The 14,885-nt window shown below is 71.5% G+C and carries 11 protein-coding genes; 4 read left to right on the forward strand and 7 right to left on the reverse strand.

Annotated features, from left to right (window positions below):
* Positions 1-57 precede the first annotated feature (57 nt).
* From ACH34S_RS04950 to guaB, 3 genes are all read right to left on the reverse strand, one after another.
* Positions 58-1,791 carry a glycerol-3-phosphate dehydrogenase/oxidase gene (locus ACH34S_RS04950; RefSeq protein WP_395951159.1) on the reverse strand — a complete coding sequence of 578 codons (1,734 nt, stop codon included), beginning with the start codon at positions 1,789-1,791 and terminating at the stop codon, positions 58-60.
* 111 nt (positions 1,792-1,902) lie between these two features.
* Positions 1,903-3,018, reverse strand: a complete 1,116-nt coding sequence (locus ACH34S_RS04955) for a GuaB3 family IMP dehydrogenase-related protein (RefSeq protein WP_395951451.1) — start codon at positions 3,016-3,018, stop codon at positions 1,903-1,905.
* A 378-nt stretch (positions 3,019-3,396) separates the two neighbouring features.
* A complete protein-coding gene (guaB, locus tag ACH34S_RS04960; RefSeq protein WP_395951160.1) occupies positions 3,397-4,890 on the reverse strand; it encodes an IMP dehydrogenase in 1,494 nt (497 codons plus the stop codon).
* A gap of 241 nt (positions 4,891-5,131) precedes the next feature.
* On the opposite strand from guaB, the gene ACH34S_RS04965 reads away from it, so the two are divergent.
* Positions 5,132-5,521, forward strand: a complete 390-nt coding sequence (locus tag ACH34S_RS04965) for a DUF5319 domain-containing protein (protein WP_138649375.1) — start codon at positions 5,132-5,134, stop codon at positions 5,519-5,521.
* Positions 5,522-5,817: 296 nt separating this feature from the next.
* Here the strand turns inward: ACH34S_RS04965 and ACH34S_RS04970 are convergent, their stop codons facing one another.
* The 4 genes from ACH34S_RS04970 to groES form a co-directional block, all read right to left on the reverse strand.
* Entirely contained in the window at positions 5,818-6,831 is a 1,014-nt protein-coding gene (locus tag ACH34S_RS04970) for a hypothetical protein (protein WP_395951161.1), read from the reverse strand.
* Positions 6,828-7,415, reverse strand: coding sequence for a sigma-70 family RNA polymerase sigma factor (locus ACH34S_RS04975; protein WP_132169069.1), 588 nt, complete (start codon positions 7,413-7,415; stop codon positions 6,828-6,830). Before ACH34S_RS04975 ends, ACH34S_RS04970 begins: the two co-directional genes overlap by 4 nt.
* Positions 7,416-7,779: 364 nt before the next feature.
* Positions 7,780-9,405, reverse strand: coding sequence for a chaperonin GroEL (gene groL, locus ACH34S_RS04980; RefSeq protein WP_395951162.1), 1,626 nt, complete (start codon positions 9,403-9,405; stop codon positions 7,780-7,782).
* 85 nt (positions 9,406-9,490) lie between these two features.
* On the reverse strand, positions 9,491-9,802 hold the full coding sequence (groES, locus tag ACH34S_RS04985) for a co-chaperone GroES (protein ID WP_199487366.1): 312 nt from the start codon (positions 9,800-9,802) through the stop codon (positions 9,491-9,493).
* Between the two features lie 315 nt (positions 9,803-10,117).
* On the opposite strand from groES, the gene ACH34S_RS04990 reads away from it, so the two are divergent.
* From ACH34S_RS04990 to ACH34S_RS05000, 3 genes are all read left to right on the forward strand, one after another.
* Positions 10,118-11,335, forward strand: coding sequence for an SAM-dependent methyltransferase (locus ACH34S_RS04990; protein WP_395951163.1), 1,218 nt, complete (start codon positions 10,118-10,120; stop codon positions 11,333-11,335).
* A 630-nt stretch (positions 11,336-11,965) separates the two neighbouring features.
* Entirely contained in the window at positions 11,966-13,615 is a 1,650-nt protein-coding gene (locus ACH34S_RS04995; protein ID WP_395951164.1) for a hypothetical protein, read from the forward strand.
* A gap of 330 nt (positions 13,616-13,945) precedes the next feature.
* Positions 13,946-14,884 carry a phosphotransferase family protein gene (locus tag ACH34S_RS05000; RefSeq protein WP_395951165.1) on the forward strand — a complete coding sequence of 313 codons (939 nt, stop codon included), beginning with the start codon at positions 13,946-13,948 and terminating at the stop codon, positions 14,882-14,884.
* Position 14,885: the final 1 nt, after the last annotated feature.

The following is a 14,885-nucleotide window of genomic DNA, read 5'->3' on the forward strand; positions in this document are numbered from 1 at the left end:
CCTCGTCGAGGTTCCGTCACAGGGACAGAGACCGGGGACGGGTGAGAATCATCGGTGTCAGGCGGTGGGGACGATGTCGGGGGCGCCTCGGCGGTGGGCGTCCGCCTCCTGGTCGTCTTCCTGGGTCTGGGAGGCGCGTTCGGCCTCCACGCGCTTGCGGTAGTACTCGATCTCGCGGTCGCGTTGCTTCTTGGACCAGCCGAGGACGGGGGCGAGGAGGTCGGCGGCCTCCTGGGCGGCGCCGACGCCGCGGTCCCAGGTCTCGATGGAGATGCGGGTGCGGCGGGCGAGGACGTCGTTGAGGTGGCGGGCGCCCTCGTGGCTGGCGGCGTAGACGATCTCGGCGCGGAGGTAGTCCTCGGCGCCGGCGAGGGGCTTGGCGAGGTCGGGCTTCTCGGAGATGAGTTCGAGGAGGTCGTCCAGGAGCGTGCCGTGGCGGTGCAGGAGGTGCTCGATGCGGGCGACGTGGAGGCCGGAGCGGGCGGCGAGACGGTGCCGGGCGTTCCACATGGCCTGGAAGCCGTCGCCGCCGACGAGCGGGATGCGGTCGGTGCAGGACTCGGGGATCTTCCCGTCGAGTCCGTGCGCGACGGCGTCGATGGCGTCCTTCGCCATGACGCGGTAGGTCGTGTACTTGCCGCCCGCGACGAGGACCAGCCCCGGAACGGGATGCGCGACGACATGTTCGCGGGAGAGTTTCGAGGTCTCCTCGGTCTCGCCGGTGAGGAGGGGGCGGAGGCCCGCGTAGACGCCTTCGACGTCGTCGTGGGTGAGGGGCGTGTTCAGGATGCTGTTGACGTGGTCCAGGACGTAGTCGATGTCGGCCTTGGACGCGGCGGGGTGCGCCTTGTCGAGATCCCAGGCGGTGTCGGTGGTGCCGATGATCCAGTGGCGGCCCCACGGGATCACGAAAAGGACCGACTTCTCGGTGCGGAGCAGGATGCCTGTCGCGGAGTGGATGCGGTCCTTCGGGACGACGAGGTGGATGCCCTTGGACGACTTGACGTGGATCTGGCCGCGGCCGCCGACGAGTTCCTGGATGTCGTCCGTCCAGACGCCGGTGGCGTTCACGACCTGCTTGGCGCGGACCTCGCTGGTCGTGTTGCCCTCAAGGTCGCGGATGCGCAGGCCGGTGACGCGCTCGCCCTCGCGCAGGAACCCGAGGCACTGGGTGCGGGACGCGATCTGCGCGCCGTACTCGGCGGCGGTGCGGAGCGCCATCATCACGAAGCGGGCGTCGTCCACCTGGGCGTCCCAGAGCTGGATCGCGCCGACGAAGGAGTCCTTGCGGAGGGACGGGGCGAGCCGCAGCGCGCCGCGCCGGGTCAGGTGCCGGTGGTGCGGGACGCCGCGCGTGCTGCCCATCTGGAACGCGAGCGCGTCGTACAGCGCCACCCCGGCGCCGAAGTACGCGCGCTCCCACACGCGATGCGTGGTGGGCAGGAGGAACGGGACGGGCCGCACCAGGTGCGGGGCGATCTGCTGGAGGAGGAGCCCGCGTTCGGTGAGGGCCTCGCGGACGAGGTCGAAGTTGTACTGCTCCAGGTAGCGGAGCCCGCCGTGGATCAGCTTGGACGAGCGGGAGGACGTCCCCGACGCGAAGTCCCGCGCCTCGACCACCGCGACGGACAGGCCGCGGGTGGCCGCGTCGAGCGCCGCGCCCGCGCCGACGATGCCGCCGCCCACGACGACCACGTCGAACTCCTCGCGCGCCATGCGGTCGAGCGCCGCCGCCCGTTCGGCCGGGCCCAGCCGGGAGCTGCCCAGGCCCGTCACAGGTGATCCCGTCATCGCGATTCCCCCCAGAGCGGTTCGGTTTCGAGCGTTTCCTACCCCAGAGTAGGGACGGGACCACCCCGGAAGCGGCCGATTCCGCGTGGGCTCGGTCTCAGCCTGATCTCGTCAGTCGGTGAAGCGGCGCGGGGCCACGACCACCTGGACGCGCTGGAACTCCTTCAGCTCCGTGTAGCCGGAGGTCGCCATCGCGCGGCGCAGCGCCCCGATCAGGTTCATCGAGCCGTCCGCGACATGGGACGGGCCGTGCAGGATCTGCTCCATCGTCCCGATCGTCCCGAGTTCGAGGCGGGTGCCGCGCGGGACGTCCCCGTGGTGGGCCTCGCTGCCCCAGTGGTAGCCGCGTCCGGGCGCTTCGGTGGTGCGGGCGAACGGGGAGCCGACCATCACGGCGTCGGAGCCGCACGCGAACGCCTTGGCGATGTCGCCGCTGTTGACCATGCCGCCGTCGGCGATCACGTGGACGTAGCGTCCGCCGGACTCGTCCATGTAGTCGCGGCGGGCGGCGGCCACGTCCGCCACGGCCGTGGCCATCGGGACGGCGACGCCGAGGACGGTCCGCGTGGTGTGCCCGGAGCCGCCGCCGAACCCGACGAGCACCCCGGCGGCGCCGGTGCGCATGAGGTGCAGCGCGGCGGTGTAGGTGGAGCAGCCGCCGACGATGACGGGGACGTCCAGGTCGTAGATGAACTGCTTGAGGTTCAGCGGCTCGGCGCGTCCCGACACGTGCTCGGCGGACACGGTGGTGCCGCGGATCACGAACAGGTCGACGCCCGCGTCGATGACGGCCTTGTGGAACTGCGCGGTGCGCTGCGGCGACAGCCGCGCCGCCACGGTCACGCCGGCCTCGCGGATCTCCTGGATCCGGCGGCCGATCAGATCTTCCTTGATCGGCTCGGAGTAGATCTCCTGGAGCCGCTGGGTGGCGCGCACGTCGTCCAGGGAGGCGATCTCGGCGAGCAGCGGCTCGGGGTTCTCGTAGCGCGTCCACAGGCCCTCGAGGTCGAGGACGGCGAGGCCGCCGAACCGCCCGACCGCGATCGCGATCGCGGGGCTGACCACGCTGTCCATCGGCGCGACGACCAGCGGCATCTCGAACCGGTAGGCGTCGATCTGCCAGGCGACGCTGACCTCCTCGGGATCGCGCGTCCGGCGGGACGGGACGATGCCGATGTCGTCGAAGGCGTACGCCCGGCGGCCGCTCTTGCCCCGGCCGATCTCCACCTCAGCAGCCACTGCGCCCCTCTTCCTCACCCCGGCGCCGTGCCGGTCCTCGTCCTGCTCGACGTTCCCGCGAGCCGCGGGAACAAGCCCCGGATGAGCTTACGTCAGCGCCCGGCGCGGCCGACACGGCACCAGACCCGACGGGCACACGCCGGTCAGGCCAGGCCGCGGCGCCCGCGCGGGGACGCGTCCCGCAGAGACGCGCCGCCATGGCGGGACCGCTCATGACTGGGCGTCCGCGCCAGTGACGGACGGAAGCGCCAGGGGGCCACGGGTGGGTGGCGGCCGCCTGGAACGGCCGCGGAGACGTCGCGGCGGTATGCCTCAACTGGACGGGCGCACGACGATGCTGCGCGACCGGCAGGCGTGCGGGCCGGGTCAGCGGCCCTGGTAGTTGGGGGCCTCTACCGTCATCTGGATGTCGTGGGGGTGGCTCTCGCGGAGGCCGGCGGAGCTGATGCGCATGAGCTGGCCGCGTTCCTGCAGCTCGGGAATGGTGCGGGTGCCCGCGTACCACATCGACTGGTGGAGGCCGCCGACGAGCTGGTGCGCGACGTTGGCGAGCGGGCCGCGGTAGGGCACCTGGCCCTCGACGCCCTCGGGGATCAGCTTCTCCTCGGCGCTGACGTCGGCCTGCGCGTAGCGGTCCTTGGAGAAGGAGCCGCCGCGCTCGCGGTTGCGCATGGCGCCGAGCGAGCCCATGCCGCGGTACGACTTGTACTGCTTGCCGTGGACGAAGATCAGCTCGCCGGGCGACTCCTCGACGCCCGCGAGGAGCGAGCCGAGCATGACCGTGTCGGCGCCCGCGACGATCGCCTTGGCGATGTCGCCGGAGTACTGGACGCCGCCGTCGCCGATCACCGGGACGCCGGCCTCGCGGGCGGCGCGGGCCGCCTCGGAGATCGCGGTGAGCTGCGGGACGCCGACGCCCGCGACGATGCGGGTGGTACAGATCGAGCCCGGTCCGACGCCGACCTTGACCGCGTCGGCGCCCGCCTCGACCAGGACCTTCGCGCCGGCGTAGGTGGCGATGTTGCCGCCGATGACCTCGACGCCCGAGTTGGACTTGATCGTGGCGATCGTGTCGGCGACGCCCTTGGAGTGGCCGTGCGCCGTGTCCACGATGATCACGTCGGTGCCGGCCTCGATGAGGGCCTGCGCGCGGCGGATCGCGTCCGCGCCGACGCCGACGGCCGCGGCGACCAGGAGCCGCCCGTCGGCGTCCTTGGTGGAGTCGGGGTACTGCTCGCTCTTGGTGAAGTCCTTGGTGGTGATGAGGCCCTTGAGGCGGCCGTCGGCGTCCACCAGCGGGAGCTTCTCGACCTTGTTGCCCGCCAGCAGCCGGAACGCCTCCTCGCGCGTCACGTCCACCGGCGCCGTGACCAGCGGCATCGGCGTCATGACCGCGCGCACCGCACGGGACGGATCGGTCTCGAAGCGCATGTCGCGATTCGTCACGATGCCGACCAGCACGCCCCGTACGTCGGTGACCGGCACGCCCGAGATCCGGTAGCGGGCACAAAGTTCCTCGACGTCGGCGAGCGTCGCGTCCGGCAGGCAGGTCACCGGGTTGGTGATCATCCCGGCCTCGGAGCGCTTGACCCGGTCGGCCTCCTCCGCCTGCTCCTCGATCGACATGTTCCGGTGCAGGACGCCGATGCCGCCCTGCCGCGCCATCGCGACCGCCGTGCGGGCCTCGGTGACCGTGTCCATGGCCGCGGACAGCAGCGGGATGCGCAGCGAGATCCGCCGGGTCAGCCGGGTCGTGGTGTCGGCCTCGCCGGGCTGCAGGTCGGAGTAGCCCGGCAGCAGGAGCACGTCGTCGAAGGTCAGGCCCTGCGGGAGGAACTTGTCGGGCTCGGCGGGGTTCATGACTACCTTCCCGTAAGAGGTGGCGGCATCGGGCCAGGTCACGGCGACCCTGTCCCCATGGTAGGGCGTGAACCCGCGGGCGGACGGGCTTTGCCGGCGGCGGCCACGTGGCCTTGATGACATCTCGCAACAAGGGCGGCGGCCCCGCACATTCCCGCTCGCGCGCACGCCCCGTGGTCGCTCGCGCACGGAGAGGGCAGGGGGGTGCAACACCTCGGGCGCGTGGCAGTAGCGTGGGTGTGTGCACGACGATGCTCCGCTCGACCCGTTCGCGGGAGACCCGGAGGACCCGGCGGCGGCGCTCGGCGACCCGGGCGACGACACCGCTCCGCTCAGCGTGACGGAGCGGGAGGACGTGCTGGCCGACCTCGCCGACCTGGAGGTCTTCCGTGCCCTGCTGGAACCGCTCGGCGTGCGCGGGCTCACCGTCGACTGCGGCGACTGCGGCAAGCTCCACTACATCGACTGGGAACTGCTGCACGGAAACCTGCGCCACCTGCTCGACGAGGGGCTGCCGCGCGTCCACGAGCCCGCGCTGGCCCCCGATCCCGTCGACTACGTGAGCTGGGAGTACGCGCGCGGCTACGTCGACGGCGTGATCGACAGCGAAGAGGGCCGCGACGAGAACTGACCCGTTCGTTGACGGGTCGGGCGGGGCCAGGGGCGCATCGTCCCGTTGCGGCGCCCCCTGATGGCTCGCGCCGCCTGAGCCACGGCATTGAGCGAGCGCGGTTTCGGGTTCACCGCAGCGCTCGGCGCAGGCCCGACCGGGGCGAGGCGCACGCCCGGCGCACAGCCGACGCCCCTACGACGCAAGCGAGCGTGACTTGCTTCATGCGATGCCCGCTCAGCCCTGCTTCCGCGTCACTGGGCCGGGGTCGAGGCCGGCGGGTCTGTGCGTGGGTGACGGCCTGTTCGCGGGCCGCCCTAGTCCTTGTCGGGGCTAGGGGTGCTCTCGGGCGGGGGTTTCTGGGGACGCTCCTGGAGGTCGTTCAGGTCGCCCGTGCCGTCGTCCGGTGGAGGCGGCGGGATCTCGGATCCTTCGGGCGGGGCGGTCGGGGGGGCGGAGGTGCCGGGGGTGGCCGGGGTGCCGGGAGTCCCGGGGCCGGGCGTGGCCGGCTTGCCGGGCATGACCGGAACGCCGGGGGTGGGCGCCGGGGCGCCGGGGGTGCCGTAGACGTTCGTCGGCGCGCCGTCCGGGCGGTGGGGGTGCCGCTGGGGCGGGTAAACGTTCGGCAGGCGCGTGTTGACCGGCTCGTAGAGCCGGTGCTCGCCGGGCGTCTTGCGCTGCGGGACGGCACGGACGGGCGCTCGCGAACGGTCGTCGCGCCATCCGGCGTCGGTGTCGTCGATGCCGGACTTGTCGGCGTCGTCGGCCACGCCGGCGGACTTCGGCGGCGGGGACGCGGTGGTGCCGTCGACCACGCCGCCGCCCGCGGCGGCGACGCCGGTGCTGGCGAGGACGGCTCCGGCCACGCCGAGGGCCACGATGGTGCGGGGGCCACGGCGGCGCGGGCCCGAGCCGGGCCCGGGCGGCGCGGGCTGGGGCGGCGGAGCCGGTTCGGCGCTGGGGCTCTGGTCGTCCACGTCGGTGATCAGTGCGCGCAGCAGCCGGACGGCCGGGTCGGGGTCGTCGGCCGGGCGCGGGCGCCCGCATCCGGGCTCGGCCGAAGCGGCGGCCTGGGAATCGGGCTCGGCCGGGCAGGGGCCTTCAGGGCCCGCCGTGGGGGCCGCCGCCTCGGAGCGGGCGGCGGAGCCGGCAGCGCGCCGGGCCGCCAGGGAGTCGATGATCGCGTCCGTGCGGCGAACGGCGCTGAGGTCCGCCGGCAGGCCGGGAACGGCCTGGGGCGGGCTCGCCGGCGCGGGGGTACCGCCTGAGGTCGAAGGCTCGGCCGGACCCGGGGCGCCCCGCATGCCGGTGAAGGGGCCGCGCTCCGTCAAGCGATCGACTCCTCTCTGGCCATCGCCCGAAGCCGGGCCAGCGCCCGGTGCTGCGCGACCCGTACCGCCCCCGCGGACATGCCCAGTACATTACCGGTCTCCTCGGCAGACAGGCCCGCCACCACCCGCAGCAGCACCAGCTCGCGCTGGTGCTCGGGGAGGCGGGTCAGCAGGTCGCGGGCGCGCTGCGCCTCGATGTAGCGCACCACCGTCTCCTCGGGCCCCGGACGGTCGTCCGGGCCGTCAGGCAGGTCCTCGGTCGGCACCGCGGCGCGGACGGCACTGCGCAGCGCGTCGGCGATCTTGTGGGAGGCGATGCCGAAGACGAAGGACGCGAAGGGGCGGCCCATGTCCCGGTAGCGGGGCAGGGCCGACAGGACGGCGATGCAGACCTCCTGGGCGACGTCGTCCGCGATGTGGTACTGCCCGGAGACCCGTCCGAGACGGGCCCGGCAGTACCGGACGATCATCGGCCGTACCTCGGCGATGAGGACCTCGATGGCCCCGGGGTCGCCCTGGACGGCGAGGCTGGTCAGCTCTCGGAGGTCACCGTCCGCCGCTTTCGCCGCGCGCAGAACCCTTATCCCACGGCCGGTGTCGTGGGGTATCGGAGGGGCGAGCCCTCCCGAGGGTTCGGCGGCGCTCGCGGTCATGGTCCCGGCGTAGCATCCCTCGGTCACGTCAAGCATGATGCCCAGCGCGCCCGGGTGTGTCTCCACCGTGCTCTACAACGGAATGGTCACAGTGCTGGAGCTTTCCTGGGGTTACTACGTGGTGTAGCTGATCCACTTCGTGGCGTTCTCGTTTTTCTTCCGTCCCACACCCGACGAAGGGGCGGAAACAGCTCATTGATCAACAGACAGCATGTTCGACATCAAAAGGCAAGACCCCCGTCCGTGCGGACGGGGGTCTGCCGATGCTCTCCGGTGTCGCCGACAGGCGCCGGAATCAGTGGCCGTGGCCGTGCCCGTGGCCGTGACCGCCGGCGGCCTCCTCGGCCTCCTCCGGCTTGTCGACCACGAGCGCCTCGGTCGTGAGCAGCATGCCCGCGATCGAGCCGGCGTTGGTGACGGCGCTGCGCGTCACCTTCACCGGGTCGATGACACCCTGCGCGACCAGGTCGCCGTACTCGTCGGTGGCGGCGTTGTAGCCGTGGCCCGGCTGCAGCAGGCGCACCTTGGAGACGACGACGTAGCCCTCCTGGCCGGCGTTCTCGGAGATCCAGCGCAGCGGCTCGTCCAGCGCGCGGCGGACGGCCTCCGCGCCGGTCGCCTCGTCGCCGGACAGCCCGAGGGCGTCGAAGCCCTCCTTGGCGACGTGCACCAGGGCGGCGCCGCCGCCGGCGACGATGCCCTCCTCGATCGCCGCGCGGGTCGCCGAGATGGCGTCCTCCAGGCGGTGCTTCTTCTCCTTCAGCTCCACCTCGGTGGCGGCGCCGACACGCAGCACGCAGACGCCCCCGGCCAGCTTGGCGAGGCGCTCCTGCAGCTTCTCCCGGTCCCAGTCGGAGTCGGAGTTCTCGATCTCGACCTTGATCTGGTTGATCCGGGCGGTGATGTCGTCCGCGGCGCCCTCACCGTCGACGATGGTGGTGGCGTCCTTGGTGACGGTGATGCGGCGGGCGCGGCCGAGGTCTTCCAGGCCGATGGAGTCGAGCTTGAGGCCGATGGCCTCGCTGACGACCTGGCCGCCGGTGAGGGTGGCCATGTCGCCCAGCATCGCCTTGCGGCGGTCGCCGAAGCCCGGCGCCTTCACCCCGACGGACAGGAACGTCCCGCGGATCTTGTTGGCGACGAGCAGGGCCAGCGCCTCGCCCTCGACGTCCTCGGCCACCACGAGCAGCGGCTTCTTGGTCTGGGCGACCTTCTCGGCCAGCGGCAGGAACTCCTGCACGTTGGAGATCTTGCCGTCCACGATGAGCACGTAGGCGTCCTCCAGGACGGCCTCCATGCGCTCGGGGTCGGTCACCATGTGCGGCGACAGGTAGCCCTTGTCGAACTGGAGGCCCTCGGTGAACTCCAGCTCCAGGCCCATCGTGTGGGCCTCTTCGACGGTGATGACGCCGTCCTTGCCGACCTTCTCGAACGCCTCCGCGATCAGCTCGCCGATCTTCGGGTCCTGCGCGGAGATGGTCGCGACGTGCGCGATCTCGTCCTTCTCGACGATCTCGCGGGCCGACTTGAGCAGCTGGTCGGACACGTACTGGGCGGCGGCGTCGATGCCGCGCTTGAGCGCGAGCGGCGACGCGCCGGCCGCCACGTTGCGGGTGCCCTCCCGGACCATCGCCTGCGCGAGGACGGTCGCCGTGGTGGTGCCGTCGCCCGCGATGTCGTTGGTCTTGGTCGCCACTTCCTTGGCGAGCTGGGCCCCGAGGTTCTCGTAGGGGTCCTCCAGCTCGACCTCGCGGGCGATGGTGACGCCGTCGTTGGTGATCGTCGGCGCGCCGAACTTCTTGTCGATGACGACGTTGCGGCCGCGCGGGCCGATCGTCACCTTGACGGCGTCCGCGAGAGCGTTGACGCCGCGCTCAAGAGCCCGGCGAGCGTCCTCCTCGAACTCCAGGATCTTCGCCATGCGGATACTCCTCTTTACGCGATCCGCCCCGACCGGCCCGCCGAAGGCGGCGCCGACCGGGGCGGGTGCATCACGTTCTCGGTGATTACTTCTCGATGACCGCGAGCACGTCGCGGGCCGAGAGGACGAGGTACTCCTCGTTGTTGTACTTGACCTCGGTGCCGCCGTACTTGCTGTAAAGCACGACCTCGCCGACCTTGACGTCGACGGGCACGCGCTCGCCCTTGTCGTCGACCCGGCCCGGGCCAACCGCGATGACGGTCCCCTCCTGGGGCTTCTCCTTCGCGGTGTCCGGGATCACCAGGCCCGACGCGGTGGTGGTCTCGGCCTCAAGCGGCTGGACGACGATACGGTCCTCAAGCGGCTTGAGAACAACCTTGGTGGCGGTCGTCACGATCTGACCTCCCCTTCGATTGGTCCTCGGCCGGCCATGGCGGGCCGGCCAGCACATGTGACAGAAGAGGCGACCCTGGACCGGCCTGTCGTCGCGGGTGCCAGACCGACCTTCGTCGCTGTTGTTGGCACTCTCCCTCGGAGAGTGCCAGTCATGGAGACTATGCCGTGGCCGGTAAGCAGTCAACACGGACACGGGGAGGCCGGGAGCCGTTTGCCCGTGTTCACCGCAGGCTAACTTCACGTGCCGCCAACTGGCCGAACAGGGGTCACCGCTGGCCCTCCCCTGCCCGTCCGCGTGCGCCGCTAACGTCCTTCCATGGACATCGCGTCGTTCCGGGCTCTGCTCGGCCCGTCCGGTCAGGCGCTGCTCGGCGAGGCGGCGGGGCTGGACGTGAGCGAGGACGGTCTGCTCGCGGCGGCGTCCCGGCTCCGCGAACGGCACGATCCGGCGCTCGTCGCCGCCGCGCTCACGCAGGTGCGGTTGCGCATGCGGGCGCGGGCGAAGTTCGGCGACGACGCCGATCGCATGTACTTCACCCAGGCGGGGCTGGAGCAGTCGACACGGGCGAGTGTGGCGTCGCATCGCGCGCGACGGTTCGCTGACCGTCTGCCTGGCGCGCGTGTGCTGGAACTGGGGTGCGGGATAGGCGCCGACCTCATCGCACGCGCGCGCTTGGGCCTGGTCGGGGAAGGTGTGGAACTCGACCCGCTGACGGCTGAGGTGGCGCTGGCGAACGTGGCCTCCCTTGGGCTGGACGGTCTCGCCTCTGTACGCGTGGGTGATGCGACCAAGGGAGAGGTGGACGGGTTCGATGCCGTCTTCGCCGATCCTGGACGGCGCACGGCACGAGGCAGGGTTTTCGATCCTCGCGCGTATGAGCCGCCGCTGGACGTCGTCCTGGACAAGGGCTCTCGGGCGCCGGGGGCATGCGTGAAGGTCGCCCCTGGCATTCCGCACGAGGCCGTCCCAGACGGGGCAGAGGCCGAGTGGGTCTCCGTGGGCGGAGACGTCAAGGAAGCGGCCCTGTGGCTAGGCGACCTCGCCGGGGACGTTGGTCGGCGGGCCACGCTGCTCTCGTCCGACGGCGATGCGCAGGTGTCGACGCTCACCCCGCAGGGGCTGGGCGAACCGGACGTCCGCGCCTGGGGCCGCTATCTGTACGAGCCTGATGGGGCCGTGATCCGCGCCCATCTCGTCGGTGAGGTCGCGGCGCTGGTCGACGGAGGGCTCGCGGACCCGCGCATCGCGTACGTCACGTCCGACGAGCTGCGCCCGACGCCGTTCGCGTCCGCGTACGAGATAGAGGACGTGCTGCCGTTCTCGGTCAAGCGCCTGCGCGCGGAGGTGCGGCGGCGAGGCGTCGGCGTGCTCACCGTGAAGAAGCGCGGCTCGGCGGTCGACGTCGACCGGCTGCGCCGCGACCTCGGCTTCGGCGGCCGCCGCACGCCGCGCGGCCCGGCGGCGGAGCTGACGCTCGTGGTGACCCGTGTCGGGCGGGACCCGGTCGCGCTCCTCACACGTCCCGTCCGGTGACCTGGGACCCGCCCGGAGCGGTGCGCGGCGGCGATCGAGTCCAAAGATCTTCCCGCCGTCCGGTCGCGCCAAGCGAGACCGGGCGACGCGCAACGTCCGGGCAAATCATCGTCCCTTTCCGGTATCGCTTCACCGGCGATTGCGGGCGCCCGGCAAGGCCGTAACAGCGCATGCAAATCGACGCGCCGGGTCGGGGCGGACGGAAAACACCAAGCCGGGTTCGGCGGCGGGGGCTTCGGCGCTCCCGAATACGCCACCGAAATGGCCTGAGCCCGCCGGAACGGTATGACATTCCGCTGACACGTGTCGCCGAGGCCGTATGCGAGTGCCGTCCGCCAACTGCCCATGTCGGACGAGATGTACGGACAGAACGCTGGCCCGAGACGGCCCGCGCCAGGCCCGCCCGGCTCACTCATCGCCACAATCAGCACGATTGGCACAAAGCGGTAAAATGCCTAGCTGCCGGAGAACTCTCGCTATTCGCCCCAGCCGGGTAACAGGCACATTACACAGAACTCACAATGTTCTCTGCTCCCCGTTATAGGGACCCCCCGTAAGCACTACAGTGGCGGCTCCAGAGATTCATTGCCGTGCGTCATTTCGTCGCGCCGGCACACGAAGGAGCATCGGGTGGAAACGAATCACAACTTCCTGCAGACGGGGGGTCAACCGGTCTCGGATCGGATGCGGGAGTTGCTCGCCCGTGCGGCGCAGGACCACGTCTATGAACAGCGCTCACAGGGTCAGGTCCTCGACGAGATTCGGCAGCGGCTGGAAGGGATGGAGTGGCTGCTCCGTGAGGTCCGCGAGCGGGAGCTGAGCGGGCTGACCGGGCAACTCGACAGCGTCCGCGGGCAGATGGACGAGATGGCGGGCAAGCCCCCGGAGTGGATCGAGGGGCTGGCCGAGCACCTCGAGGCGTTCGGCGAGCGGGTCAAACCCGTCGCCGAACTGCCCGCGCTGTGGGCCGACGTCGGTGTCGTCGCCGAGAACGTCGACGAGGGCCTGACCCGCATCCAGGCCGTCCTCGACTCCGCGCAGCAGATCGCCGACGCCACGCAGCAGGCGTCGCAGCGCATGGACGAGATGACCAAGCGGCTCGACAAGCTCCAGGGCAGCATGGAGGCCGCGTCCGTCCGGTTCAACCGGCTCGACAAGTCGCTGGCGGAGCTCGGCCACCGGTCCGAGCGGCTCGAGCACTCGATCAACGCCGTCACCGCGCGGGTCGACCAGGCGCTCGGCGAGATGGCCGAGCGGATGGAGCAGGGCCTGGAGGCGGTCAACGGCCGGGTCGAGGGCGTCGGCGGCCGGCTCGACGGGCTCGACGGGCGGCTGGACGGCGTCGACGGCCGCCTCGAAGGGGTGTCCGGCAAGCTGGAGGGCCTGGACGGCAGGTTCGAGGGCATCGACGGCCGCATCGACGGCGTCGGCGAGCGGATCACCCGGCTCCCGGCCACGCTGGAGATCGCCGAGGTGCACCGGCTGCTGGGCGAGCTCGTCCAGCGCGCCCCGGCCGACCACGGCGACCGCTTCGACGCGCTGGAGAAGCACCTCGCCGAGGCCGTCGTCCCGCTGGTCGAGGAGCTGCGCGCCCGGCCGGACCGCGACGAGATCAGGGCGTCGATGGCGCAGATCGCCGAGGCGGCCTACGGCGACGTCGCCAAGCGCATGGACGAGTTCTCCCGCCGGTTCGAGGACGTGCACGACGACGTCCGCAAACGCGTCGAGGGCATCCACGACAACGTCGCCAAGCGGGTCGACGGGGCACTGGAGGAGTTCACCACGCAGGTCGAGATCGTGTCCCGCCGCGTCGAGTCGGTGCACGCCGACGTCACCAAGCAGGTCGAGTCCGTGCACACGGAGGTGTCGCGGCAGATCAGCGGCGTCCACGACGACTTCGGCAAGCGGATCGGCGACATCCACACCGACGTCACCCGGCAGGTCGGCGCCATCCACGAGGACGTCGCCAAGCAGGTCGGCAACATGCAGGAGGACGTCACCCGGCACGTCGGCGGCGTCCACGAAGAGCTGGCCCGGCGCGTGGAGGGCATGCAGGACGAGGCCGTCCGCCGCGCCGACGCCGCGCAGGCCGATTTCGCCAAGCGCTTCTCGCACGTCGAGGACAAGGTCGGCCGGAAGGTCGACGGCGTCCACGACGACGTCTCCAAGCAGGTCAACGCCGTGCACGAGGACGTGCTCAAGCGCCTGTCCAATCTGGAGGAGACGATGCTCGCCCTCGCCGAGGCGCTATTGCGCCCGCGCCGAGAGTCCAAGGACTGACCGGTCTTCTTCGCGGAGCGCCGGCGGAGCGAAGGAGGCCGGTCAGTCCCCTTCGGGGGTCTGGGGGTCGCCCCCCAGAAAGACACTGAGCGGTAGCCGTTGCGACATCGATCGGGTGGGGCCGCCACGGGCGGTGGCCCCACCCGATCTTTTGCCATTCCCATCGGGCCCGCTCCGGGGGGTATTCGGATACCCACCGGAATGCGCGACGTTTGTCCGGCCAACCGCCGTAATGACCGGAGGTGCTCCGCCAAAGCACCGCGATGACGTGCATCTTGTTACGTTCCGTCTTCGCAAAATCACTCCCAATACCCTTCGGAATCCGTTTTCATGGATCAGGTGACTCGCACACCGGCTGCCGTCCTGCCGACCGGCGCTCCACCCGGCCACGCCACCCTGCGCTGGGTCGAGGAGTGTCTCGGCAAGGGCGCCGAGGTCCGCATGGTGCGGCCGCTCGCGGGCGGAACCGCGCACGCCAACCACGCCCTGCTGGTGGAGAGCCGCTCCGGCAGCGCGCACCGGCTCGTCCTGCGCCGCTGGACGTCCAGCGAACCCGTCACCGCGCGCCGCCCGCACGGCTCCGAGTTCTCCCCCGAACGCGAGATCGCCGCGCTCGCGCTCCTCGCCGCGTGCGAGATCCCGACCCCGGCCCTCGTCGCCGCCGACCCCGCGGGCGCGTACTGCGACGTCCCCGCGCTGCTCATCACCCGGCTGACCGGCCACCCGCCGCGCCCGTCCCCCGACGACCTGCCCGAGTACCTCATCCAGCTGGCGGCCGCGCTCCTGTCGGTGCACACGCTGAACGGCGCGTCCACGATGCCGCCGTACGTCCCCTACAACCGGCTCGACGAGCGGTGCCCGCCCAGGCACGCGCACCGTCCCGAGCTGTGGGAACGCGCCTACGAGATCGCGGCCCGGCCCGCGCCCGAGGCGCCTGTCCGGTTCATCCACCGCGACTACCACGCCGACAACACGCTCTGGTCCTACGGCAAGCTCACCGGGGTCGTCGACTGGTCGGACGCCTCGTCCGGGCCGATCGCCGTCGACATCGCCCACATGCGCCGCGGGCTCGCCCTCCGCTACGGCCCCGCCATCGCCGACCGCTTCCTGTCGGCGTTCGACCAGGTCTCCGGCGGCCACCCGCACGACCCGTACTGGGACGTCCGCAGCCTCCTCGACCTCCTGCCCGAAGACGACACGCGCGTCATAGACGAAGCCCAGGTGCCGCTCTACGAGGACTACCTCTCGAAGCTCCTGTCCGACTGCTGAC

This window comes from Actinomadura sp. 3N508 (assembly GCF_044326375.1).
In the GTDB taxonomy this organism is placed as follows: Bacteria; Actinomycetota; Actinomycetes; order Streptosporangiales; family Streptosporangiaceae; genus Spirillospora.

What these genes read in the sequence shown, in the direction of transcription:
- ACH34S_RS04950 (WP_395951159.1), bottom strand. Translation starts at nt 1,791, where the DNA reads ATGACGGGATCACCTGTGACGGGCCTGGGCAGCTCCCGGCTGGGCCCG.
- ACH34S_RS04990 (WP_395951163.1), top strand. Translation starts at nt 10,118, where the DNA reads ATGGACATCGCGTCGTTCCGGGCTCTGCTCGGCCCGTCCGGTCAGGCG.
- ACH34S_RS05000 (WP_395951165.1), top strand. Translation starts at nt 13,946, where the DNA reads ATGGATCAGGTGACTCGCACACCGGCTGCCGTCCTGCCGACCGGCGCT.
- guaB (WP_395951160.1), bottom strand. Translation starts at nt 4,890, where the DNA reads ATGAACCCCGCCGAGCCCGACAAGTTCCTCCCGCAGGGCCTGACCTTC.
- groL (WP_395951162.1), bottom strand. Translation starts at nt 9,405, where the DNA reads ATGGCGAAGATCCTGGAGTTCGAGGAGGACGCTCGCCGGGCTCTTGAG.